The following is a 24766-nucleotide window of genomic DNA, read 5'->3' on the forward strand; positions in this document are numbered from 1 at the left end:
AAGCCAAGCAAATTGGCACTGACTGATAAGTCCGCACTACGCAGGAATAGCAGAGACTAGGAGTCATCCATTGAATTTTGATCCAGCCACGTGTGTATATGAGCCTTAGTTTTCCGGAGCGGAATGCGCTAACTTGCGAAAGAGAGGGGCACCCCATGTTCCGATGGCAAGCAAGGAACCGAATAGCGCCACAGCATCGATACTCTCTCTACCCTGCTTGGACCAATAAGCCATTGCGTCCAAGTTTAGCCACAATGCAAATTCGTCCAGAGTCAGTGCAGCTCCTATTCCATAGCTCAAAGCCAATAAGCGGTTTAGCAGGACAGACTTGGAGCTATCGCTCCTTCCAACCTCGGCGAGCTCGGCATAACCACAGATCAAGAGAAGCAGAATGCCCCAGACCAGATGATGAATATGGCGTCCACCTATCTGAACATATCCAAACGGACCGATGTGGTGAGTAATCGAAGCGACGAGTAACCTCACGGCCAAAAATGTAATAAAGAAGCTGACGGATGCCAAAAATAGACGCCGGCGCGGACGGTCAGGAATGTTCTGGTGAACCAACCCGCCTAGCCTGGTCAGGTGCAGGACAAGAAGAAGCAGCGAAATCGTAAAACCAATAAAGATGAGCAGGATCCAGGAGACGTGAATATGCATAGGCATCCATCATTATGTATTGGACTTATGCGAGAAATGCTCTAGATTCTCTTAGCAATCAGAAGGCTTCTTCTTCGACGACTTTATCGCCCTCTCCCGGAGCGAGGAAGAGGTTGGCCTCCAATCCCTGTTGACGCGTATAGAGATCGTAGTAACGGCCATGTAGTTCGTAGAGAGATTCATGAGTACCGCGCTCCACGATACGGCCCTGTTCCACGACCAAAATCTGATCGGCACGACGGATTGTTGAGAGCCGGTGTGCAATTACGAATGTCGTACGCCCCTGCATTAAGAAGCTCAGTCCCTGCTGGATCATCGCCTCCGATTCGGAGTCGAGAGAGGAGGTAGCCTCATCCAAGATCAGAATTCGGGGATTTGCCAAGATAGCTCGAGCAATCGAGAGTCTTTGCCGTTGACCACCTGACAGCTTGACCCCACGCTCGCCAACGATAGTCTCGTAGCCCTCCGGAAACCGTTCGGCATACTCGTCGACGCGGGCGATACGGCAGGCGTTGAGGAACTGTTCTTCTGTTGCGTCAGGGTAGGAGAACATCACATTTTCACGAATCGACCCGTCGAAGAGGAATGAATCTTGCAGAACAACCCCAAGCTGCGAGCGATAGCTATCCAATCTGACGGTGGCAAGATCAATGTTGTCGATGATAATTCGTCCTTGGTCCAAACTATGAAAAGCACAGACCAAACTAATGATGGTCGATTTCCCCGATCCCGAAGAACCAACCAGCGCCGTAACAGTACCGGGTTTCGATTCGAAGGAAACGTCGTACAACACCGGCTTATCTTTCTCGTAAGCGAAGGAGACGTCCTCGAAACGAACATCACCGGTGATAACAGGCAGACTCACGACTCTTCGAGGATCCTGATTTTCCTCTCTCTCTGCCATGACTTCACTGGTGCGATCTAATCCGGCCAGTGCCTCGGTCAACTGCGTCCCGATATTTACAATCTGGAAGACCGGAGCCACCATGAAAGCCAAAACCATGGTGTAGGAGAAATAGTCACCCAAGGTCCATTGGTTGGAAAGGATCTTTCCAGAGCCAAAGAACATTACAACCGCGCCTACGATGCCGAGAATGGTTGTTGCCACTAAGGAGAGCAGGCTGGTTGCCGTCAAGGAACGCATAACGTTGTCTAGAAGACGGTCTGCACCTTTGGCAAATACCGCTGCCTCACGCTCTTCGGCGTGATATCCCTTGATCACCCGAACCCCGCCCAGAGATTCCGTCAAACGGCCAGTTACTTCTGCATTGATCTTTCCGCGTTCACGGAAGATTGGGCGAATGTAGCGAAAAGCAAACTGCAGCGCAAAAACAAATGCTCCAACAATACCCAAAATGACTAAGGTGACGGACACGCTTAACCGCAATAGATAGCCGAAGGCCAGAACAGCCGTTAGCATACCGCCAACAAACTCCACCAGTCCTGTGCCAATCAGATTGCGTACGCCCTCGACGTCGGTCATGATGCGCGAGACGAGCACGCCGGTACGATTCTCGTCGTAATAAGCGACGGCAAGCCGTCCAATATGGCTCTGCACTTTTTTCCGTAGATCGGCAATAAGACGCTGTGCCGCCTTCGAAAGTAGTTGTGTCAGGGAGAAAGCAGTAACGGCCTGAAGCAGAGTAGCCCCGAGTACAACACCGATAAGAAAAGAAATCTTCTTTACCTGATGCTGTCGCAGGATGACATCTATAAAGAACTTCGTTGAGATAGGCAAGACCAAACCGGCGACCCGGTTTATTGCCATTAAGAACAATCCCAAAAATAACAGCCCTTTACGGGGTCGAAGCAGCTCGCGTACCTCTGGCCAAACCTTGCGGAAGCTTGGTTTCTTTTTAGAAACCTCCCCTTTCACGGCGTGTGACGATCCACGGGCGGGTGTCCGTTCAGACTTCATCGACAGGGAAGAGGTTCTCATGTGCATACGAAAATAAAGCTCACTTCTTCGCGATGCGCGCATTGACAAAGGAGCGCACACTCAAAATCACATAAAACAACAGCATTGCCGCCATGGCTGCTTTGGCTTCTGTAGCTGGATTGCTTACCTCAGCCCCCATTGTCGACATACGGAAATAGTCAATCAAGTCCTTCACTGTTCCCAGAAAGCCAAGTAGCCCAAGCGTTACAGCAACATGCATCCACAACATGCGCTTTTTCTCTTTCGGAGAGCGCGCCAGATATCCAAAAACAATCAACAAAAGACCCAATATAGCGGGAATAAGCGCTGTAGGGTGTGCACTTCCTGTAGCCACAAAACCGAAAAGACCAAGCAGAATCAGCAGAACGCCAAAAACAATCGTGACTTTTGCCATATCCGGACCTTTCTTTCGTCTAGATCAAACACATGAAGTAGCTATTAGGATGCGCCGCAACTCTTGTCGATTCAGGCTTTCAGTCGTTCGAGGATAGAATCTACTGTCTGTTTTGGATCATCAGCTACCGAAACGTGTATTGCATTGGCTGGAACTTCCAGAGTAGCAATCTGACTTGCCAGCAGATCGGGGTTCATAAAGTGATCAGTTCGTGCGCGAAGACGCTGCTCAATCACCTCTGCAGACGCCTCCAACAGGATGAAATGCAAATCCGGCACATTGGCGGAAAGCACTTGGCGATAGCTTTCCTTCAGCGCCGAGCAAGCCAGAATACCACTCTTCCCTTCCCGCACCCAGTCAAGCAAAAGTTCGTGCAAACGAGAGAGCCAGGGAGCCCGATCCTCATCCGTAAGGGGAATCCCAGCATGCATTTTCCGTTTATTTGCCTCGGGATGATAGTCATCTCCATCGGCAAAGGGCCATCCCGTGGTAGCTGAGAGCAGATTACCAATCGTAGATTTTCCCGACCCGGAAACACCCATCACGACCAGGATCATGCATGTCCTGCCAGCATCTGCTTTACATCTGTGAATACCTGCTCGGGAGTCCAGTCATTACCGGGATAGAAACGATAGACCTTTCCATTCGGATCGATCAACGTGGTCGAAAGAGTATGGGTGAAAGTATTGTTTTCTCCCGGCGTTATCCCCACGTCGAAGAACTTTGCAATCTCGATCAGATCCTTCTTCGCCGGAGCAGCAAAATCCCAGTGCTCGAATTTTTCCTTGGTGTAATTCCCGGTATAGGCTCCTCCATAACTTCTAAGGACCTTAGGGGTGTCGTAATCGGGATCGAAACTGATGCTCAAGAGATGAGTCTTGCCATAAAGTGACGGATCTGAGGCCAGAGCTTTATCCACTTTGGAAAAATTACGGCTTACACGTGGACAATAATCTGCCAACGGGCATCGCGTGTAGATGAAGGTAAGCAATACTGCTTTGCCGCGAAATTGTTGAAGACGAATCTTCTGGCTATTTTGGTTCAGCAAAGAGAAGTCAGGAACCTGATCTCCCAACTGGGGCACATGATAGGAGACAGCCGGTTTGTAATCGGGGCGCGCTTGCGCTACAACCACAATATGATCCAGCAGCACATCGGCATCTGGCGAAGAGCTGACCAGGACATCGGCGGTGATGTGATCACCGGGATGCAATTCCGAAAGCACCGAGGGATTTTTGAGTTTGTAGGGCATCGTCATTGCTTCCATAAAGCCAGGAATCGCCTGATGGTTGATGGTGGCTTCACCTTTGGCAGGATCTACGGAGACGACAACACCGCGAAGAGGATAAACCTTCGCATTCTCGGTGGTAGATACTGAACCAGGGCCTGAAGAAGCCTGCTTCCCACGACATCCGGGAAGGGCAACAAGGGATAGGGCTACGATGCAGGAAAGTACAATCCGGAAGTGGCTCACGCGCCAGTCTACACCGGCAGCGGATCTTGAAACCAGCTCAAGAGTATAAGCAGACATGCGAATTGCCTCGGAAATCGTAGAGTGCCTTAAGCGAAACGGCATGGTCATTACAGCCAGCGTGCGTGCGCAACGAACACTGCTACGACAATTCAGTGAACTACAGCAGGAAATGGGCCTGAAAGCTTGGCCAGCCCCGTCCATTTTCGATTGGGATAACTGGCTTTTCCAAAGCTGGACCGAATATAGAAATCCTGAAGAATCAAAATTGCTGGTCCTCAGTAAATTGCAGGAGCAATACCACTGGAAACAGATCATTCAGCGCTCCGGCTATGGTCCACAACTGTTGCGACATGATTCCATAGCGGTGTTGGCCCAGCAAGCCTATGCATTATTGAGTGACTACGAGCAACAGCACCAGCGCCGTATTCCCTGGGGGGTAGATGATGGAGATGCCCGCGCTTTCCAGTCCTGGGCCGATGATTTCGACAAAGAATGCGAAAACCGGGATTGGCTTAGCCGCAGCACAATCGCTACGCGCCTGGCAGAACAGCTCACGACAAGATCCGTCACCGGAGAGCTACTTCTCGTCGGCTTCGACAGGCTTACCCCAGCGGCAAAACATCTGCTGGAATCCTGGTCTTCAGCCGGAGGAAGCTGGAAGCAACTCGATTACGGATTAGCGGAATCAGGTTCTTCCTTTTTCTCGGCATCCGATTTTGGGCAGGAACTGGAAGCCTGTGCGCAATGGCTGCGCAAAAGATTAACGCTAGATCCACAAGCTCGTTTGGCCGTAGTTCTTCCGGATGGACATGGAACGCGAGGAGAGATTGAGCGTGTCTTCCGGCGGATTCTTGCTCCCGAAACGCTGCTGATCACCGAAAAGCGTTCATCCTCATTGCCATTTGAATTTTCCCTCGGTGTTCCACTCACACAAGGAGAAGAGATACGTGCCGCACTCTTGATTTTGAAATGGGCTATCAGCCCGCTGGAAGATGAAGAGTTGCGCTGGCTGCTCTCCGCCGGATTCCTGGCACAACACCCTCAAGAAACAATAGAGACAGCACAGGTTTATCACGCGCTCAGACGAAGAGGATTCTGTCGAAACGAATGGCCTCTTCATGCGTTTCTTAAGGAGAAAGGGCTAAGGGCAGCTCCAGCTCTTCGAAGCCTTCTGCGGCGGCTTGATTCAATGAGTGAAGCAGCCAATGCCACTATGCATGGGAAAACACAATCCCCCTTGGAATGGTCGGCACTCGCATACACTCTTCTTGAAAAGTCGGGATGGCCTGGCACTGTTTCCAGGGACAGCTCCCATTTTCAGATCCAGAAGAAATGGGAGGAACTTCTCAACGAGGTCTCCGCTCTCGGCTTCGATGGAAACCTGATGTCCTTTCCCGAATTTCTAGGAATGCTTCAGAGGCAAGCAGCGGAGACGGTCTTTGCGGAAGAATCCCGAGGGGCTCCGGTACAGATCATGGGTCCGCTGGAGACTTCGGGACAAACCTTCGACGGAATCTGGTTCCTGGGTGCCGAAGAACAGAATTGGCCGGCAAAAGCCAACGCTCACCCTTTGATCCCTTTGTGGATCGCGCGCCCTACCGGCATGCCCCATGCTACGGCAGAAATCGATTGGGAGCTGGCAAGAACGGTCACAGAGCGAATTGCGGCCAGTGCTCCAGAGGTAATTTTCAGCTATGCGCAACGGAATAAAGATGGCGAACAAAGGCCATCGCCTCTGATTAAGCGTTTATTCCGAGCGGGGGCTCAGTCTTTAACTGCTGAACGGGTTACGGGATTGGAGAAGGCCGAACTCGAACCGATCCAAGAAGAAGGACTCATTCCATTTCCTACCGATAAGATCGCGGGAGGAGCGGATGTGTTGAAGCGACAGGCGGCCTGTCCCTTCCGCGCCTTCGCTGGAGTTCGGCTGGGAGCACAATCTTTATCTCAAACGGAGATGGGCCTCACAGCTCTACAACGCGGGACGCTCTTGCATGCTGTTCTAGAAGTGCTCTGGAAGAAGTTTCAAAATCAGGAGGGACTGCTCCAGGAGATCGCCAGCGGGAATCTGGAAACAACCGTACGAGAAACAATCCGGAATGTAATTGCTGAAAACCCTGCGGCACAGAATAAGGAAGACTGGCGCACAGCTTATCTCTTTGCCGAACAACAGCGGCTGGAGAGATTGGTCATGGAATGGCTTAAATTCGAATCGCAACGTGTTCCCTTCCATGACGTACAAGTAGAACAAGAACAGACCCAGGTAAACGTAGGAGACCTTCGATTACGAATGCGAATCGACCGTCTGGATACCGTCGCCGGAGGAAGAAAACTTCTCCTCGATTACAAAACAGGAAAGGTTACGCCGAAAAGTTGGGATGGTAGCCGTCCGGACGAGCCGCAGCTTCCGCTTTATGCTCTCTTTGGCGAGCTCGGAGATCTCTGCGGCTTAGCTTTCGCACAGATTCGTGCAGGAGAAATCGAGGTTCGGGGACGCGCAGAAGATCCACGCGCCACCATTCACCCCGCACTGGAGTCGAAGAAGGACATCGTCAAAAAGCCGCTGACCGATGAAATGCGTGCACAATGGCGTGCGGAGCTGGAGAAACTGGCGGCGGATTTCTTACGCGGAGAATGCTCCGTCGATCCGAAATTTCCGATAAAGACCTGTCAGACCTGCGACCTCCCGAGCCTGTGCCGGAAGGCAGAAACCAATGTAGCCATGCGAGAAGCCGCAGCCGAAGGAAGTGAGATATCCGATGACCAGAATGGCAACTGATCCAGTCGACCAGCAGGCAAGAGATGCAGCACTGGATACGACCTCCTCGGTGATCGTGCAAGCTCCTGCGGGTTCAGGCAAAACGGATCTACTCACCAAGCGCTTCCTCAAACTGCTTGCCGAAGTTGAAGCTCCGGAACAGATCCTGGCTATTACATTTACACGCGCAGCCACGGCGGAGATGCGTCAACGCATTCTTGAATCTCTGGAGAAAGCTCGCACCGATCACGAGACCCCGGCAGAACCGCACAGCATGTCGTTTCTTGCCTGCCGCGCGTTGGAACATGCAGAGCAATTCGGATGGAATCTCCTGGAGCAATCTCATCGACTACAAATCGAGACAGTAGATTCGTTCTGTCGTCGAATTGCTCAGAAGGCTCCGCTAATCTCCCGTCTGGGAGGGATGCTTAATCCCACGGAAGATGCGTCCAGTCTCTACAGGCAGGCTGCACGTCGGACGCTGGAAGGCATAGGAAGCAATAACCGCGAGTTGAGAGAAGCCGTCACAGCCCTCCTCGAGGCACGAGACAATAATCTTTCCGACTGCGAAGAATTGCTAATCAAGATGCTGGCCCGGCGAGATCAATGGTCTCGCGAATTTGTCCTTGCACCGGAAGGAATCTTCGACGAAGAAGAGATTCTACAAAAGCTTGAGCAGCCTATGCAGCAGGCAATCCTGCGTTCTCTCCGTCGGGTTCACGGACTGCTTGCCAATTACAGGAATTTGAATGAACTGCTATGGCTGGCTCGTTACGCCTGCTCCAATCTGGATGAGACAGCCAGGATTTGGCCATTACGGGATATCGAAGACCTTCCTCCGCTTGACTTGATGAACCAGCAAGACTGGGCGGCGCTTCCCTGCTTTCTACTCACCGCAGACGGCAATTGGAGAAAGCGGGTAAACAAAGGAGATGGATTTCCTGCCACAAAAGGCAAACCGGGCAATGAACACAACCAGAGACTTCTGGAGCTGATACAAGAGCTCCAATCTATCCCCGGCCTTCTGGAAGCACTTTGCGAATTACGCCGCCTGCCTCCGGCAAAGTTCTCTCCTGAGCAATGGTATCTTCTGAAACAACTCTTCCGCATGCTTCGTTATGCCTCAGCCGAGCTGCGGGTCGTCTTCGCAGAGCAGAATCAGGTGGACTTCGTTGAACTGGGGATGGCAGCTCGCGCTGTACTCAGCTATCAAACAGAAGACGGAGCGGTTCCAAGCGATGTTGCTCTAGCTGCAGGAGAACGCATTCGCCATCTTCTGTTCGACGAATTTCAGGACACCTCGCGCAGCCAGCATCAGCTACTCGAGCAATTGATTGCGACATGGAATGCACATGGGACGCAAGTAGACGATCAGCGCACCTGCTTCATCGTTGGCGATCCGATGCAGTCCATCTATTCCTTCCGTCAGGCTGAAGTCGAACTCTTCCGGCAGGTGCAGCGAGTTGGATTTGAGACTCAAAGCGAAAGGCTGATTCCCACACCTGTAAAACTCCATCAAAACTTCCGCTCCGGTCCTCAACTTGTGGAACAAATGAACCATGTCTTCTCGGCGGTATTTGGAGACAACTCTGCTGTTCCCTTTGTCGAAGCCACTCCAATGGATCAGAGCTTTGGCAGCGGAAACTACACGGCCCATGCGGCCTTTTACACCAAGGACAGTCTCGAAGAACGGGACAATGCTCGCGCACGACAACGCGGTGAGATTGTACAAATCGTCAGGCAGCACATCCCCAATATTGATGAGGCCCAAGCCGCAGAGAAGGAATACCGTGTAGCGATTTTGGCTCGTGCAGGGAAGCACCTTTTCGAATTGGCACAGGATCTGCGAGACGCTCAAATCCCATTCCGAGCTGTCGAAATGGAGCAGCTAGGCGAACGGCAAGAGATTCTCGACCTGAAGTCTCTGGTTCGAGCGCTCGTCGATCCCATGGATCGAATCGCGTGGCTCTCCGTGTTTCGTGCACCATGGTGCGGACTGACATTGAAGGATCTGCATTTACTCTGCGGAGCAGACGATGAGGCGTACAAGAACAAGCCCTTCGAAGAGCTGATTGCTAAAAGACTGTCGAATCTCAGCGAAGAAGGACAGGCACGTCTCACTCGTGTATGGACGATCATAAGGCGCGCTCAAGAGAGGCGCTTCTCTGCTTCATCGCTCTCACTCGGTTCCTTTATTGAGCAGATATGGCATAGCCTCGGAGGCAATGTCTGTGTCGATCGTCCGGGCTACGAAAATGCTCAGATCTTCTTTGCCATGCTCGATCAACTGCCCAACAGAGAGTTGGCTGTGATGAGCACCGAAATGGAAAGGCGTTTGAATAATCTGTGCGCACAGCCTGATCCGCAGGTAAGCGAGCGTTGCGGCATTCAGCTGATGACGATTCACAAGTCGAAGGGCTTAGGATTCGATGTCGTGCTCGTTCCATCGCTTGAACGTCCAACAGCAGGCAATAAGCAGGAGCTGCTCCTATGGCTGGAGCGTGCCACACCGGATACAGCAAAGTCGGAGGAGCCAACAGAAATTCTAATTGCGCCCATCCAGCCCAAAGGAGCGGAAGACGATGCTCTTCTGCAATGGGTGAAAAGACAAATTGCGGCCCGCGATGCCGAGGAACGCAAGCGGTTACTCTATGTTGCCTGTACTCGTGCACGAAGAGAACTACATCTATTTGGCACGGTTGCCGCCGAAGAAGAAAAGGGCATCCTCTCGCCCAAGGCCGGAACGCTGTTAGCAACCGCGTGGCCGGCACTCGAAGCTGAATTTCAGACGCAATACGAAAGGATGCACCAGGGAGAGGAAGATACCCCTGAAGTATTGGAAGTCCCCGAAAAAGACCAGGAGAATTACGGCCCCCGGCGTCTCCCTCTTGACTACACAGTTCGCCCCACAGACAAAAATGTATCAGCTTCTGTAGCAAGTGAACTTGACGAAGAGCAGCGTACCTCCTTTGAACGCCCTGAAGCAGGCATTCGCTATAGAGCTTTCGGAACCATTGTCCATGGCCTCATGGAACGTGCTGCGCTGTACCTCAGTATGAATCCGATCAACGAAATCTGCTCGGAGCTGGAAACCTGGCAGGCAGAAGCAATTACGTTACTACGCCGGTCGGGATTCAGCCTCCGAGACGCTGAATATTCGGCACAGCAAGCAATCTCGGCCCTACGCCTTGCGCTGGAAACAGAGGAGGCTCGCTGGATTCTCTCACCGCATCAGGAATCCCATTCCGAAGTAAAGTGGATGGGCGTTTTGGATAATCGGGTGCAAACGGTGCAGATGGACAGGGTCTTCCGCGCAGGAGCTGAACTAGGGAGTGATGATGGCGACGTCTGGTGGATTGTCGATTACAAAACGACTGAACCAGTCTCTGAGACAGTGGATGAATTTCTGCATACACAGCAACAGACATATCAGGAGCAGTTGGCAACCTACGCCAGAGTTCTGCGATTGATGTACGGAGAAGAAGTGCAGATTCACGCGGCGCTCTACTACCCACTGTTGCGCCGACTCTCCTGGTGGCAGGCATAATTCGAGCAAAGGCTACGGCAGCTCCGGCGTAGCTATATTATGAGCCACAAAGCCAAGTGCCGCTTTCGGACAAAGAAAGCGGCACCCAACTGATCTTTGATCAAACATAGTGACGCTGGAATTGCGCTAAACTCCGGCCGTTAATTGCATCGCTTCCGCAATCACCTCAACGGCATCACGATCATTGTGCAGAGTCTTCCCGTCTGCATTCCATAGGAAAACACGCCGCCCATGCGCGGTATAAATAGTTGCAGACACGCATTACCCCGAATCGCTCAATACCCTGAAACGAAGTGCTAGAGCAAAACCAGCGTTACTATGTCCTATGCAAAGTCGGCGATGTGCAGGTTTTCTTGACGAAAAACCTGCGTAGGGAGTTGTGGTTCGGGATACACCTACGCTGGTTTTGCTCTAGCCTAACTCGCCTGCGGTTCTTTGGGCTTGTTATCGGCAACGCTGAGATGATGCCTGACATCGGCACCACGTACCCAGAAGATCACGTCTTCCGCGATATTTGTAGCATGATCGGCGACGCGCTCCAGGCTACGAGCAATCATTAGCCCGTTGAGAGCCTGCGGTGCATGAACGGGATCGTCGCGCATCAAGTTCGAGAGAGCGTAGTAAGCCGTGTCATTCAGCTTATCCACGGCATCGTCCATCGAAAGTACGGAGCGAGCCATTTCCGCATCGCCCTCAATAAAGGACTGCAGGGCCTTCCGCACCATTCCCGAAGCCAAAGAAGCCATACGCGGGATGTCCACCGGAAGATCGACTACAGGAAAGGCTTCCAGGTCACGAACCCGCTCCGTCATTGTGACAGCCGCATCGCCAACCCGCTCCAGATCGGCATTGATCTTGATCACCGAAAGGATGAAGCGCAGGTCAATCGCCATCGGCTGCTCCATGGCCAAAAGGTCCAGGGCCATCTGATCGATCTCGCGTTCAAGCCGATTGATCGCAACTTCACTACGAACCACAAGATCGCAGATAGAAAGATCGCGAACACGATAAGCCTCAATGGAGCGCTGGATAGCCTGCTCGGCCATGCCTGCCATAACCAGCAACTTCTCTTTGAGATCGTCGAGGCTGCGTTGAAAACGAATCCGCGTCATCCGAACCTGCCTGTAATGTAATCTTCCGTGCGCTTGTCGGTCGGATTGGTAAAGATCTTATGCGTAGAATCGAACTCAACCAACCGCCCCATAAGAAAGAACCCGGTATGCTCGGCCACACGCGCAGCTTGCTGCATATTATGCGTGACGATAACAATGGTGTATTGGCTCTTTAATTGAAAGATAAGATCTTCGATCTTCGATGTCGAGACCGGGTCAAGAGCCGAAGCAGGTTCATCCATCAGCAAGACCTCTGGATCTACAGCGAGCGCACGTGCAATGCAAAGCCTCTGCTGCTGACCGCCGGAGAGGCTGGCGCCTGACTTCTTCTTCAGATCGTCCTTGACCTCCTCCCACAAAGCAGCATGCTTCAACGAGCGTTCGACGATTTCATCCAATACACGGCGATTCCGAAACCCATTCAACTTCAAACCAGAGGCCACATTGTCATAAATCGACATGGTGGGGAAAGGATTGGGCCGCTGAAAGACCATACCCACACGACGCCGAATCTCCACAGGAGAAGCATCGCTATAAATATCCATGTCCCCAATACGCACAGAACCAGTCACACGAGCAATGGGATTTGTCTCATGCATACGATTCAGGCAACGAACAAAAGTCGACTTGCCGCAACCGGATGGTCCGATCAATGCAGTGGCATGATTCGCGGGGATAGTCAGATTGATTTCCTGCAGCGTATGGTTCGTTCCATACCATGCGTTCAGGTCTTTTACCTCAATGCCTACGCCCACTTAATTCGCCCCTTTCAAGACACCCCTCGATGCGACATAGCGCACCAGGGAAACTGCAATCACAATCAGAAGAATTAGAACAAGAGCTCCAGCCCATGCTAGTCTATGCCACTCGTCGTACGGAGAGATGGCATAAACAAAGATCTGTAACGGCAACGCCGCAATCGGCTCGGAAAGGCTGGTGCTCCAGAACTGGTTTCCAAAGGCCGTAAAGAGCAGCGGCGCGGTTTCACCAGCAACGCGGGCAAAAGCCAGCATACAACCAGTGATTACGCCGGGCGAGGCGGTCTTGAGCGTAATCGACAAAGTGGAACGCCAATTGGGAACGCCCAATCCAAGAGCTGCTTCACGGATAGCATGCGGCACCATCAGCAGCATTTCTTCCGTAGTACGGGTAACCGTAGGAATCATCATGATGCCCAGAGCTACACCGCCCGCAAAAGCGGAGAAGCCCTTCTGCGGCAACACGATTAAGGAATATGCCGCAATACCGGTCACAATTGAGGGAACACCATTGAGCACATCGGCTGTAAACCGAACGGTATTGGCGAGCTTTGTACCTCGGCCGAATTCGGCAAGATATATACCGGCTGCAACTCCGATTGGAACTCCGATCAAACTGGCGATGCCCAGCAAAATCCCGGAACCGACAATAGCATTCGCCATGCCCCCGCCTTCTTCTCCAACGGGAACCGGAAGTTTCGTAAAGAAGTTCAGGTTCAGAGAGCTGGCACCTTTGTACAAAAGGTAGACGAAGATAGCTACGAGCGGAGCAATCACCAACAAGGTGCTCAAGATGGCCAGCGAGGTCGCCAGCTGATCCTTGATCATCCGGACAAAGCTGTTTCCGCCGCGCACTCTATTCTTTACTTGTGTCATACGATCTTTTCTCTCTTTTTCCAGGACACCTAGGACACTCGAGCCGGTGCGCCACGGGTGACCGCCCAGACCAACAGGCGGGCAATGGCGTTCACGATGATGGTGACCAGAAAGAGGGCTAAACCAATCTCAATCAAAGCACTCCGGTATAAATCGTCAGAGGCTTCGCTGAATTCGCTGGCAATTACTGCCGCCATGGAGTAGCCGGGGCCAAGCAGGGACTTGGAGATAATCGGCGTATTACCGATCACCATCGTCACCGCCATCGTTTCTCCAAGGGCACGGCCTAAGCCGAGAATGATGGAACCAACGATGCCGATCCGGGCATTCCGCAAAACACCCATACGGATCATCTCCCACCGGGTCGCCCCTAAAGCCAAAACAGCTTCACGCTGGGAGTGTGGTACCGCCGACATAACTTCGCGCGTGAGTGAGGAGATGATTGGCAGAATCATAATCGCCAGAATCACACCCGCCGTAAACAGGCCTAAGCCAAAGTTGGGTTCCTGAAAGAGCCCTGTCCAGCCAAGAACTTTGATCAAACCTGGATTCACATATTGCCGAAGCAGCGGAACCAGAACAAATACTGCCCAGAGGCCATAGACCACGCTCGGAATCGCGGCCAAAAGCTCGGTCAGGAATCCCAGTGGTCCACGAAAGACTTGCGGACACATTTCCGTAAGGAAAATGGCTACACCGATAGCCAAAGGTACCGCCATCAATAGGGCAAGGAACGACGAAACCAGTGTTCCGTAAACGAAGGGCAGGGCCCCATAGTTGCCGTTTACCGGATCCCAGGCTGATCGGAAGAAAAAAGGCAGACCGAATTTATGAATCGACATCTGCGAATGCACAATCAGCTCGGAGGCAATAAGGGCAACAATGCCGAAGATCGATAATGCACAAAGCAACATTAGGCAGGTAAAGGTACGATCGGCTATCGCAGAACTGCCTCGGCTGAGGAGAAAAGCTCGAACCACCGAGGGTTGAGCTGGCGCCTTTGGCAAGGGGGATGTCTCCTGCGGTCGTGAGGTCTGGGCTGGTTGACTGACCACTCTTGATTCCTGGACGTTGATTTTCACCGTCATCTACGGTAATAGGCTTCGATAAATAGAAGGTTAATCGCCAGGAAAAATAAAGAGGAAAAACAGTTTAGGTGCCACAAAATGGCACGTGACACCCATGTGTCACGTGCCCATGTTTGGGGAGGATGGATTTACTTCAAGGTACCGATGGTCGCACGAACCTTGTCGGCAACCGTTTTAGGCAGTGGAGCATAGTAGAGAGCCGAAGTTTCGTTCTGTCCATGATCCAGCATCCAGTACAGGAACTCCTTGATTACCTTACCCTTAGAAGCGTCCTGGGACTGCGATGGGATCAGAAGCCAAGTGAAGCTGGAGATCGGATAGGCATTCTTTCCAGGAGCATTGGTAATAGAAACACGGTAATCCGCAGGCATCTGCTTTACCGAAGCCGCAGCTTCAGTCACGCCGCTGATAGAAGCTTTAACCCAGCTACCAGACGCATTCTTGACATAGCCGAAAGGAATCTTGTTCTGCATGGCGTAGATCAGCTCTACGTAACCAATCGATCCATTCAATTGGCGGACCATTCCTGCTACACCTTCGTTGCCCTTAGCGCCGATACCCTTCGGCCAGCTGACGGAAGCGTTCTTTCCGGGGCCGGAAGCCCAGTCTTTGCTGACCTTGGACAAATAGTCGGTGAAGATGAAGGTGGTTCCGCTACCGTCGGCACGGTGAACGACATTGATATTTTCATTGGGCAACTTGACACCCGGATTGTCCTTAGCGATTCGTCCATCGCTCCAGTTGCCGATTTTGCCCAGGTAGATGTCGGCCAAGACGTCAGGAGAAAACTTCAGCTCGGCATTCACTCCATCGATGTGATAGATGGGCACAACTGCACCCAAGACAGTTGGAATGTGCAAAAGCTTGATCTTCGATTGAGCCAACTGCTCGTTGGTCATTGTGGCATCGCTGGCACCGAAATCAACGGTACCGGCTTGTACCTGGCGAATACCACCACCAGAACCAATTGGCTGGTAGTTGATCTGTACGCCGGGATGTTGCGCACTGTACTCGGTAAACCACTTCGAATAAATCGGATATGGGAAGGTTGCGCCCGCTGCATTTAACTTCTGAGCGAAACTGGCAGATGCTGAGCAAACAAACAAAATTGCTGCAAGTGCAAGACTTTTCTTCACTGATTCCCCCCTCTGGGAAATTCCTAAGTCATTCTTTGTCTCCACTGTTACAAATGGTTTACATCTCCGTGAAAACAAGAAGAAAACCATTCATCTTGTTGAACAAAAAACGAAAAATTAACGTCACGCACATGATTTGAGGCATGTGCGTGACGTCGCGTGATCGAATTTCAAAAATAGAAGAAGTAGAGAAGAAGAATCTATACAGCCGCCGTCGTCTGAGGTACGGCTGGTTTTACCGACGGAGCCAGTGGCAAGGTAAAGAAGAATGTAGCCCCGGAACCCAATTCACTTTCAGCCCAGATAATTCCGCCATGAGCCATAACAATATGGCGCACAATGGCAAGGCCGAGTCCGGTTCCGCCAGACTCCCGGGAACGGGCTTTATCGATGCGGTAAAAGCGTTCGAAAATGCGATCCAAATGCTCACTCGCAATCCCTGCCCCAAAATCGCGGACAAAGAACTCGACGGCATTGTCCCGGAGATTTGCTCCCAGCAAGATACGGCCACCAGACTTTCCGTACTTCAGAGCATTCTCGATCAGATTTCCAAAGACCTGGTTGAGAGCATCCGTGTCAGCCAGAACCAAGGCATCCGTAGTAGAACCGACCTCCAGAAGGACGCCTGTATCCATCACCAGCCCGCCCAGAGACTCATAAGCATCGGAGACCAATGCCGAGGCCTTCACCGGCTGAGGACGTACGCGATAGTCATCGCTTTCCACGCTGGCCAGGGCAAGTAGATCTTCTGTCAGACGGTTCATACGTGTCGCGTTCTTCAAGATGATAGAGAGAAACTCGCGTGCGCTCTCCTCTTGAATATGCGGCTCTTCCAATAGAGTCTCTACATAGCCGGAGATAGACGTAAGCGGGGTACGCAGCTCATGAGAGACATTGGCAACAAAATCGCGACGCGTCTTCTCCGCAAGCTCCACCTCGGTTACGTCGTGCAGCACAACGACGGCACCTCCGGAAGAAAGCGGAGTAACGCCGACTTCGAAGACCTTTCCCGGAGCCGTTGAAGTAGCCCGCCCAACGCGGACTTCCTTATCCCGCAAAGCGCCTTCAACGCAAGAAAGAATCTCAGGATCGCGCAGGGTGTGAACAAGCGGTCGTCCTTCACGGACGAGCGTTCCCAGAATTCGCTGCATCACGGCGTTCGACCAGCTGACATTGCCCTCGCCTGTGACAGCGACAACTCCCTCCTGCATGCTGTCCAAAAGAGTCGCCAGCTCACGCCGGTTACTCTCCAGTTCACGAAAACTGTTTTCCAAACGGACAGCTGTCGCATCCAGGGCATGCACTACCTCGGAAAGCTCGTCGAGATTTGCCTCTTCCACGCGTGCAGACAGATCGCCGGCTGCAATGCGATTCGCAAAAGTAACGATACGGCCAAGACGGTGGGAGATCCTTCCGCTCAGCCAAGCCGCGAGAAGAATTGCCAACCCCAAAGAGCCCAGCGAAGCAAAAAGAAAATCTCGCTCCAGCGCGTGGAAGATGTCTGATGCACCACCCACAGGATTGGCCTGAATCGTATGCTCCACCACCAGATGCAGGGCCACATCGGATATGGCCGTACCTAAGCTCAGAACAAGAACGAATAGGAAAAATAATTTATTAAAGACTCTGCCTGCCACCGGAGGATTCCCTCGCCCAAAGCTTACGCCCGGACGACCTCCTCGACCTTGGGAATCTCGAAGCGATATCCGGCGCCGCGAACAGTCTTGAGATATCTCGGATTTTCCGGATCGCTCTCGATCTTCTCGCGGATACGGCGAACATACACGTCAACCGACCGGGGAGTAACGAAACGTGCATCACCCCAAACAGCGTCCAGCAGATGATCGCGACTAAAGACGCGTCCAGGATGCCGAGCCAAATAGTCGAGGAGCCGGAATTCGGTCGCCGTAGTCGTCGTCAATTCCCCATGGACCTTCAGCTGCATAGCACTGGCGTCGATCAGGACCTCTTCAAAACTGATGATCGAAGGTGTACTTGGGCGCTCAAATCGGCGCAGAACAGCACGAACCCGGGCCACCAGCTCGCGAGTCGCAAAGGGCTTGGTAATGTAATCGTCCGCACCCAGCTCCAGGCCGAGCACACGGTCATTCTCTCCGGCACGAGCCGTCAGGAAAATAATCGGAATCGAGGCCAATCCCGGATGATTGCGTAGACGACGGCACACATCCAGGCCATCGCCTCCCGGCACCATGATGTCTAGCAAAAACAAAGCCGGTGGCTGGCGTTCCGCATCCGGAAGCAAATTCACCGGCGTACTGTAAAGCTTGGTCGAGAAGCCCGCCGCTTCTAGATGGTGTTGCACAAGACGGGAAATGTCCGTATCGTCTTCTAGCACGAATACTGTCTGGCTCAACCTATCGTCCCCACTCTATACGGTTTCTGCCTAAGCAGACCGAAGATGCCATTAGGCTAACCCACCTTGGGCAAACAAATTGCAAAAGAATGATGAATCTTACAAATTCCCCGAAATGTAAGACACATCCGGCAACTGCAAGGACCTTCAGTCAAGGTAGAGCGGGATTGAATACGTCACAGGCTCTGGACCGGCAGGAGAGTCAGATCTTCTACCAGACCGACTTCTTTCTGCACAAAGGGTTCTCCATAGCGAACACCAGCCAGCATCCCGTAGTGGCGAGCCTCGGCATAAGTCCGTTCTCGTATTTCTTCCTCAGGAACAAACAAACCGCTGCCTGCACTCTGATTGGAATACTGCGACCGATAGGCCATCAAAGCTGCGTGACGCTGATCGATAAATGGAGTGATATCGACGATGAAGCTCGGGCGCACATCTGCATAGAGACTGGCATAGACAATTTTGAAGGGTCTATGAGGAGGCAAATCCGGCTCCACTTTGACGAGTCCAGAGAGGAAGCAAGCCTCATACCCTAAGGTTCCTGTGGTGTAGTGATCGGGATGACGTCCTTGTGGAATGGGCAGAATAACCACACGCGGTCGCAACCATCGTAAAACACGAACGATTTTCAGGCGATTCTCATAAGTATTTTCAACTCGCCCGTCGGGAAGATCCAGTGCTTCTCGCCAGCCTACCTGAAGCAATTTTGCTGCAGCGGTTGCCTCAGCGGCACGTTCGGCGGCAGAGCCCCGAGTACCGGCTTCGCCCTGGGTCAGGTCCAAAATAGCAGTGCGGAGGCCTAGAGAAGCCATCCGCAGAAGTGTGCCGCCACAAGTTTGCTCGACATCGTCACGATGTGCTGCAATCGCGACGATGTCGGCTTTAAATCCTTCGCTCATAGAGGAATGGACTCTGATTAATAGGTAGTGTTGTTCGTGTCGGAGGTTCCGTCCATGTAGGCCACGTCCCAAGCCGTGCCGGTGACAGCTACCTGGGAATTGTCCATCTCCACAAACGCCCCATTGGAAGTGGTCGTCTTGTAGATATGGATCTGACCACCTTCAGCGACGTAGACCTTGTGCAAGCCTGTAACGGCAGCAATGCCGGTCAAGTCGCCTCTGTAGGTACCAACGGTGACGGCATTCGTTGAGGTATTGAACATCGTCAAGCAACCATACACAGTCCCGGTCTTGGCCCTTTCACCGGTATTACAGCCGGTAGCACCGATCCACAGGGTGTTGTCGTCAGCCAAAATCATTTTGCCATGAGTACCATCGCTAATTGGATATTGGCCTGAGACCGTACCAGTGGAGGTATTGAGCACAGACAAATACCCCGCCCAGTAATTATCGGATTGCTTCACCTGTCCCGTCAGGTAGAGAGTATTGCTGCTAAGCAATCCATTGCTGGCTCCGCCAGGAACGGAGTATGACGTGGTTGAAGGCGTAGCAGTGGGATTGGAAGTGATGGTATTAGCGGTCTGCTGACCACTTTGTATGATGAACGAACCCGTCGGCAGAGGCTGCACGCTGGCAGTCTTCCCTGAAATAGAACCGCATTCCGGCCCGCAATTCAATACATAGGCGGTAGACCCATCAGCCGAAAACAGCGCCTTTGACGGATAGTCAAAATTAATTACGTTATTGTTCTTGTCTTTTACAGGTAAGACACAAAAGATTGGGTTGTTCTGCGGCTCGCAATCCCCATCCGTAGCAGACGGGTTGCTGGGATCGATAGTAATTGGGGCCGCCTCTCCGGTCTGCAAGCGGCGTACGTAATACGCCTCGTTGCTATTCCGCTTGAACGCCAGAGCCACAGTACCACCCGCATTCACCGATACCCGGTAAACCCCGGGTAAATTCAGGAAATACGATCTGCCCCCGGTACGATCCAAGACCGTGAGATAGTGTGCCGCCTCATTGGCAGCGAAAAGATACGACTGATTCCGCGTAATAAAAATGCTGGAAGAGAGGCCAGCCAACGTAGCGGAGGAACCCGATGCCGTAATCGTCGCAGCCGATTTCTCCGAAGCATAGTCGATCAGAGAGAAGCTGCCGTCACCACTGTTGTAAACGGCTCCCAACTGCTCTTCCGGCATATTTTGGATGCTATAGGGCTTGCCGCTATAACCGGAGATGCTGAAGCTCCCAACCGAGCTGTTGTAGTTATGGCGGACATCATAATAGGCGTCCACAAACTCCAGGGTACCCGTCGTCAAAGCCGAAGGATTCTGGACCCCGATCAGAACACGATTCGTCAAACCGCTTGGAGGAAGACTGCGGCCAGCATAATAAAAGTTCTTTCCGCATCCGGACAAAACGGCTGCCATCGCCGTCACGAGCACACAAATCAACAGACTTCGTTTCTTCAAAACCGGTAACCTCTGCACGACCACACGGGAAAACCCAAGTATAACAACAAAGTGGGCATCGAATCCGGTATCCCTCTATGCCCATCTCAGGACGATATTAGGATTAGACTGATGTCTTGTCTGAAAGCGATCTTTTATGACCGCAAGTTCCTTCCCAGCGGTCCCACAAAACCGCTCTTAATCGCTCCATCGAGCATCTTCCAATTCAGTATTGACAATGCCTACGCACACCTGAGGGTCATTCCAGCTCAGGATGGAATAAAACCTGAAATACTAGTTTAGAGGGGATTGATTTTGGCTACATTTGAAGATTCCTTGAAGCAATTGGAAAAAATCGTCGAGCAATTGGAAAAAGGAGATCTTCCGCTGGAGGATTCCATCAAGCTCTTTGAAGAGGGAGTCCGCCTCTCAACCGCATGCAAGCAGGAACTCGATGATGCCGAGGGGAAGATCCAGATTCTCCTTAAGCAGCGCGACGGTTCCATGAAGGCAGAACCCTTTCCTCCACAGAAGTAGTTTCTTTCCAGCCAGGGAAATGCCTCAGGCGGCTACTGTAATCCGCCGCCTGACAAAATCGACTACATCCCCCGAGATGTAGGTGGGGGGATCCACGGTGAAACGTGGTTTCGCCGCAAGGCGCTCCGGAGAGATTCCACGCCACAGGGGGTGGAGTTCCGGGTCTGAAGTGCGCATCAGTACCGCATCTGCCCTGTCGAGGAAGAAGCGGGCGGAATCCTTGAAATCCTCTTTGGACGGATCAAGCACCAGCAGATACAGATCGGGCCGAAGGAAACCCATTATGCTGTTGGATTCGACAATAACGTACGGGGTGGAGGCAATTTCCTTGCGTAGACGCGCCATTGCCCGAGCTAATTCCCCCTGCCGGCTACGCACCCATAGAGACCGGACAGCACCCGCAGCCAGATAGCGGGAAGTATCGCTTCCACTGGAAGCATCGTGCTCCTCAGTAAATAAAACGCTGTGCACGCCAGTCTGGCAGGAACAGGCCTCACCACTTGAGCTGCAGATATCGTGCCCGAACTGCGTAACCTTAATCGCAGTCCAGGAAAACTCCGGAAGCTGAGAAATCAGGGAAGCTACAACCGACGTTTTGCCTACACTTCGAGAATGCCCACCGACAACAATGACCCCCATCGTAAGCTGCTCCTCTTTTGTGGCGTTGCATGCACAATTCTCCTCGGCCGCCAGGACTTCCCCTTCAAACATCTCTGTAAGGAAGTGGAGCCGCCAGAATCGCTTTTAGCTCATTTAGATGCCAGACGAGTGAGTGTAGCCAGATCTCGCAAGTAATCCTTCAGGGGACGCGCTGGAGTACCCCAAAAGATTACCCCTGGTCCCCGCAACTTCTTATGCGGGAGAATTCCACACTGAGATCCCAGGATGACCCGTTCGCCGACACTGGCATGGTCTCCGATACCTACCTGCCCTCCAACAATCGCATCGTCGCCAATCGTCGTAGAACCAGAGATGCCAGTTTGTGCAGCAATCACAACGTTCTTTCCAACCCGCACATTGTGTCCCAGATGGACAAGATTGTCCAATTTGACTCCGCGCTCGATGCGAGTCTCCTCCAGAGCACCCCTATCGATAGTTGTGTTTGCGCCAATCTCAACATCGTCCTCTATGACCAGGACTCCCTGTTGTGGGAATTGCAGGTATTCGCCGGTGACTTTGTCACGCACATAACCAAAGCCATCTCCACCAAGAACGGCCCCGGCATGAACGATGACCCGATTCCCCAGAATCGTCCCTGGGTAGAGAACCACTCGCGGATAGATCCGGCAGTCATCGCCTAGAATCGCACCGGAACCAATCACCGCTCCGGCACCGATGCGCGCACGCTCCCCAATAACCGCACCCGATTCGATAACAGCGTAGGGCTCGATAGAAGCGCCCTCCCCTAACTTCGCATCCGGAGCAATTACCGCCGTGGGGTGAACTCCCGAAGCAACTGCTGTTTGAGCAAGCAAACGCGCTGCACGAGCAAAGAATAGACGCGGCTGAGCCGTCACGGCTAAAGGCCGCTTGTCTTCAACCTGCTCGGCAAGTGCCGGAGTAAGCGCAATAGCTCCCGCCGAAGAGGAGAGCGCTGCGTGCAGAGCATTTGCATCTTCGGCAAAAACCAAAGAGTCGGAATTGGCCTTCGTGCTACAGGAAACCTCACGGATGGATAGAGGCGATGAAGCATTACGAAGCTCGGCACCGAATTGCTGAGCGAGTTCCTGAAGAGTGGTCATAGCTTAAGCATTTTAGGTTCTGGGTTTTAATGCGGTCCAGCCGATGCGGACGAAATGAGCCAATCTTTGCCTGGACGCATCGCCACAGCTAGGCTCAAGCCGGGAGGATCCCGATGGATTCAGTAAATAGAGGGTTCGCCCTGGGGACGGGTCTTCCATCTCCGATGCACCCAGAGCCACTGATCGGGATACCGGCGAATCCATGTCTCGATTTCGGTCGTAAGCCGTTGCGTCAGCCGGAGGATGTCGTCATGATCGTCATCCGTGGAGACTACGGGGATTTCTTCTCCGAAATGGAGAACGTACTTACGCTCAGACTCCTCCCAGAACATAAATCCCGGCAAAACGGCCGCTCCCGTTTTGAGTGCAACTCGTGCCAATCCCGCAGCCGTACACGCCTGGACTCCGAAGAAATCCACAAAGACCCCCTGAGGCGGAGTCATATTGGTGTCCATCAAAATGCCAACGCTCTCGCCTCTTCTCATTGCAGAAAGCAAGGCCCGGGCAAAGTCGTCCTTGTGCAGCACCTGATTGCCATGCTGGCAGCGAATGCCATTTACCAGGCAATCCACCCTTGGGTTGTCCAAACGACGAATCACCATGCTCATCGGATGCCCCATCAAAGAGTGATAGAAGCTGGAAAGCTCCCACGCACCAAGATGCCCGGTCAGGATCAGAACTCCCTTTCCTTTTTCCTTTGCGGCCAGGTATCGATCAAGGCCTTCATACCGCATCTTGTCTTCAGTGCCCGCTCTTGTGTAGCCGGACATCTTACAAAACTCAGCCAGCTGCCATCCCAGATTACGGTAAAGAGTGCGGAGGATATGAAGTCTTTCGGCTGGTGTAGAGGCTGGAAAGGCAAGTTCCAGATTTCTCATCCCAACGCAGCGAAGCCTGGGAATAGCGCGAAAAGCAAAGGCACCAATTGCCGCACCCAACCGACGCCCGAGGGCTCGAGGCGACAGGGCAAAGAGTTTGACAAGAAGCCAAACAAATACAAATTCAAAGACTTTCCGCATTCAACGCCGAATTTAAAGATGGAATGACAAAAGCTAGTTTAAATGCGGTCGCAGGTGTGAGGTATTGCTTGATGCACTTCCCTCTGCAAAAAACCCCTTCAAAAAATACCGCCCATCATGCCTCAACATCCGCACACACGGGTTCATGGTTCGAATATCTGCAAAACAGAAGGCGGAATTCCCTGGAGAGAATCCCGCCTTCTGTACGATTTATGGACAGTTTACTTGCTTTGAGCCTCGACGAAATACTTCGCCACCGTGCGCACAAAGGGCTTGGCCTCAGCCGGAACACCGACATTGCCCTTAAGAATGGTGTCGTAGGGATAGGGCTGACCGTAGAGGGTCTTCGTATCCTCGTCGACATGGCTGACTGAAGTACCATCGAGATCGATACCTGCAAAGAGCCCCTTGCTGCGGGAATACGTCAGCAATTCGGCATTCAGCTTCCAATCCGTAGCGGCTTGTGAATTGCGGCCTACCGGTCCGGCAGAGGCAGCCGCATCCCCACCGATCTTGAAGTTGCTCTTGAGAAGGTCCTGAAAACCCTTATCATTCACAGCTACGATGATGAGGTCTGTCGCCTGCCCACCGATCTGGAAGCCGAAAGAACCACCAGCCAGACGGATGAACACAGGAGCACTCCATCCGTGCCCGGTACGGCAAGTCACTACACCTTGTCCGTATTGAGCGCCAAAAACGAATGCGCCTTTCTTCATACTCGGAATAACGGCAACGCAAGTAGCTTGCTGGAGGATGCTGTTCGGTATTGACTTGTCGGGTGTCATCATGACCTGATCAAGAACCGTCTTGGCATTGCTCAGGCGTTGATCTAGGGTTGCTTTATCAGCCGCTGCATTTGCGGCAAGCGGCATAGCTGCCGCACAGAGTAGTGCGAGAAGTTTCTTCATTTTTTCCATCTTCTCCTGGCGTCATGTGCCGGACATATGGTCATTGTCTCAAAAACACAATTCCACCAACTGGATAGCGAAGCTTCCTGCTCAA

General features: G+C 52.5%; 23 protein-coding genes. 4 read left to right on the forward strand and 19 right to left on the reverse strand.

Features of this window, described 5'->3' with window-relative positions; translation table 11 throughout:
- Positions 1-105 precede the first annotated feature (105 nt).
- The 5 genes from AC6I7T_RS08035 to AC6I7T_RS08055 all read right to left on the reverse strand — a co-directional run bounded on the left by AC6I7T_RS08035 (position 106) and on the right by AC6I7T_RS08055 (position 4524).
- Positions 106-660 (reverse strand): hypothetical protein, encoded by a 555-nt coding sequence (locus AC6I7T_RS08035; RefSeq protein WP_497792836.1) that lies wholly within the window; start codon positions 658-660, stop codon positions 106-108.
- 58 nt (positions 661-718) lie between these two features.
- The gene (locus tag AC6I7T_RS08040; RefSeq protein ID WP_497794573.1) at positions 719-2599 is read right to left on the reverse strand and encodes an ABC transporter ATP-binding protein; all 1881 of its coding nucleotides are present in this window, start codon (positions 2597-2599) and stop codon (positions 719-721) included.
- Between the two features lie 19 nt (positions 2600-2618).
- Entirely contained in the window at positions 2619-2993 is a 375-nt protein-coding gene (locus tag AC6I7T_RS08045) for a hypothetical protein (RefSeq protein ID WP_497792837.1), read from the reverse strand.
- 71 nt (positions 2994-3064) lie between these two features.
- Positions 3065-3550, reverse strand: coding sequence for a gluconokinase (locus tag AC6I7T_RS08050; protein WP_497792838.1), 486 nt, complete (start codon positions 3548-3550; stop codon positions 3065-3067).
- Positions 3547-4524: an SCO family protein gene (locus AC6I7T_RS08055; protein WP_497792839.1), complete on the reverse strand. Its 978-nt coding sequence runs from the start codon at positions 4522-4524 to the stop codon at positions 3547-3549. The genes AC6I7T_RS08050 and AC6I7T_RS08055 overlap by 4 nt, the downstream gene beginning before the upstream one ends.
- On the opposite strand from AC6I7T_RS08055, the gene AC6I7T_RS08060 reads away from it, so the two are divergent.
- Both AC6I7T_RS08060 and AC6I7T_RS08065 read left to right on the forward strand, forming a co-directional pair.
- A complete protein-coding gene (locus tag AC6I7T_RS08060) occupies positions 4523-7246 on the forward strand; it encodes a PD-(D/E)XK nuclease family protein (protein WP_497792840.1) in 2724 nt (907 codons plus the stop codon). The genes AC6I7T_RS08055 and AC6I7T_RS08060 overlap by 2 nt on opposite strands.
- Entirely contained in the window at positions 7227-10772 is a 3546-nt protein-coding gene (locus AC6I7T_RS08065) for a UvrD-helicase domain-containing protein (RefSeq protein ID WP_497792841.1), read from the forward strand. The genes AC6I7T_RS08060 and AC6I7T_RS08065 overlap by 20 nt, the downstream gene beginning before the upstream one ends.
- A gap of 126 nt (positions 10773-10898) precedes the next feature.
- Here AC6I7T_RS08065 and AC6I7T_RS08070 read toward each other — a convergent pair whose 3' ends face one another.
- The 10 genes from AC6I7T_RS08070 to AC6I7T_RS08115 form a co-directional block, all read right to left on the reverse strand.
- The gene (locus tag AC6I7T_RS08070; RefSeq protein ID WP_497792842.1) at positions 10899-11030 is read right to left on the reverse strand and encodes a hypothetical protein; all 132 of its coding nucleotides are present in this window, start codon (positions 11028-11030) and stop codon (positions 10899-10901) included.
- 158 nt (positions 11031-11188) lie between these two features.
- Complete coding sequence (gene phoU / locus AC6I7T_RS08075) at positions 11189-11884, reverse strand: phosphate signaling complex protein PhoU (RefSeq protein WP_497792843.1); 696 nt, start codon at positions 11882-11884, stop codon at positions 11189-11191.
- Positions 11881-12639: a phosphate ABC transporter ATP-binding protein PstB gene (gene pstB, locus AC6I7T_RS08080; RefSeq protein WP_497792844.1), complete on the reverse strand. Its 759-nt coding sequence runs from the start codon at positions 12637-12639 to the stop codon at positions 11881-11883. The genes phoU and pstB overlap by 4 nt, the downstream gene beginning before the upstream one ends.
- Positions 12640-13518, reverse strand: coding sequence for a phosphate ABC transporter permease PstA (gene pstA / locus AC6I7T_RS08085; RefSeq protein WP_497792845.1), 879 nt, complete (start codon positions 13516-13518; stop codon positions 12640-12642).
- Positions 13519-13547: 29 nt separating this feature from the next.
- Complete coding sequence (gene pstC / locus AC6I7T_RS08090; protein ID WP_497792846.1) at positions 13548-14600, reverse strand: phosphate ABC transporter permease subunit PstC; 1053 nt, start codon at positions 14598-14600, stop codon at positions 13548-13550.
- 134 nt (positions 14601-14734) lie between these two features.
- Positions 14735-15742 (reverse strand): phosphate ABC transporter substrate-binding protein PstS, encoded by a 1008-nt coding sequence (gene pstS, locus AC6I7T_RS08095; protein ID WP_497792847.1) that lies wholly within the window; start codon positions 15740-15742, stop codon positions 14735-14737.
- A gap of 200 nt (positions 15743-15942) precedes the next feature.
- Complete coding sequence (locus AC6I7T_RS08100; protein ID WP_497792848.1) at positions 15943-17379, reverse strand: HAMP domain-containing sensor histidine kinase; 1437 nt, start codon at positions 17377-17379, stop codon at positions 15943-15945.
- A gap of 23 nt (positions 17380-17402) precedes the next feature.
- On the reverse strand, positions 17403-18116 hold the full coding sequence (locus tag AC6I7T_RS08105) for a winged helix-turn-helix domain-containing protein (RefSeq protein ID WP_497792849.1): 714 nt from the start codon (positions 18114-18116) through the stop codon (positions 17403-17405).
- Positions 18117-18292: 176 nt separating this feature from the next.
- Positions 18293-19015, reverse strand: coding sequence for a bacillithiol biosynthesis deacetylase BshB1 (gene bshB1, locus AC6I7T_RS08110; RefSeq protein ID WP_497792850.1), 723 nt, complete (start codon positions 19013-19015; stop codon positions 18293-18295).
- Positions 19016-19032: 17 nt separating this feature from the next.
- The gene (locus tag AC6I7T_RS08115; RefSeq protein ID WP_497792851.1) at positions 19033-20487 is read right to left on the reverse strand and encodes a hypothetical protein; all 1455 of its coding nucleotides are present in this window, start codon (positions 20485-20487) and stop codon (positions 19033-19035) included.
- 111 nt (positions 20488-20598) lie between these two features.
- Between AC6I7T_RS08115 and AC6I7T_RS08120 the strand changes: the two genes are divergently transcribed.
- On the forward strand, positions 20599-20769 hold the full coding sequence (locus AC6I7T_RS08120; protein ID WP_497792852.1) for a hypothetical protein: 171 nt from the start codon (positions 20599-20601) through the stop codon (positions 20767-20769).
- A gap of 12 nt (positions 20770-20781) precedes the next feature.
- Positions 20782-21003: an exodeoxyribonuclease VII small subunit gene (locus AC6I7T_RS08125; RefSeq protein ID WP_497792853.1), complete on the forward strand. Its 222-nt coding sequence runs from the start codon at positions 20782-20784 to the stop codon at positions 21001-21003.
- A 24-nt stretch (positions 21004-21027) separates the two neighbouring features.
- On the opposite strand, the gene AC6I7T_RS08130 is transcribed toward AC6I7T_RS08125, so the two are convergent.
- From AC6I7T_RS08130 to AC6I7T_RS08145, 4 genes are all read right to left on the reverse strand, one after another.
- Positions 21028-21642 (reverse strand): hypothetical protein, encoded by a 615-nt coding sequence (locus tag AC6I7T_RS08130; RefSeq protein WP_497792854.1) that lies wholly within the window; start codon positions 21640-21642, stop codon positions 21028-21030.
- Positions 21643-21752: 110 nt separating this feature from the next.
- A complete protein-coding gene (gene lpxD, locus AC6I7T_RS08135; RefSeq protein WP_497792855.1) occupies positions 21753-22745 on the reverse strand; it encodes a UDP-3-O-(3-hydroxymyristoyl)glucosamine N-acyltransferase in 993 nt (330 codons plus the stop codon).
- 119 nt (positions 22746-22864) lie between these two features.
- Positions 22865-23764: a lysophospholipid acyltransferase family protein gene (locus AC6I7T_RS08140; protein WP_497792856.1), complete on the reverse strand. Its 900-nt coding sequence runs from the start codon at positions 23762-23764 to the stop codon at positions 22865-22867.
- A 221-nt stretch (positions 23765-23985) separates the two neighbouring features.
- The gene (locus tag AC6I7T_RS08145; protein WP_497792857.1) at positions 23986-24672 is read right to left on the reverse strand and encodes a lipid-binding SYLF domain-containing protein; all 687 of its coding nucleotides are present in this window, start codon (positions 24670-24672) and stop codon (positions 23986-23988) included.
- Positions 24673-24766: the final 94 nt, after the last annotated feature.

This window comes from Humiphilus diazotrophicus, from assembly GCF_059726315.1.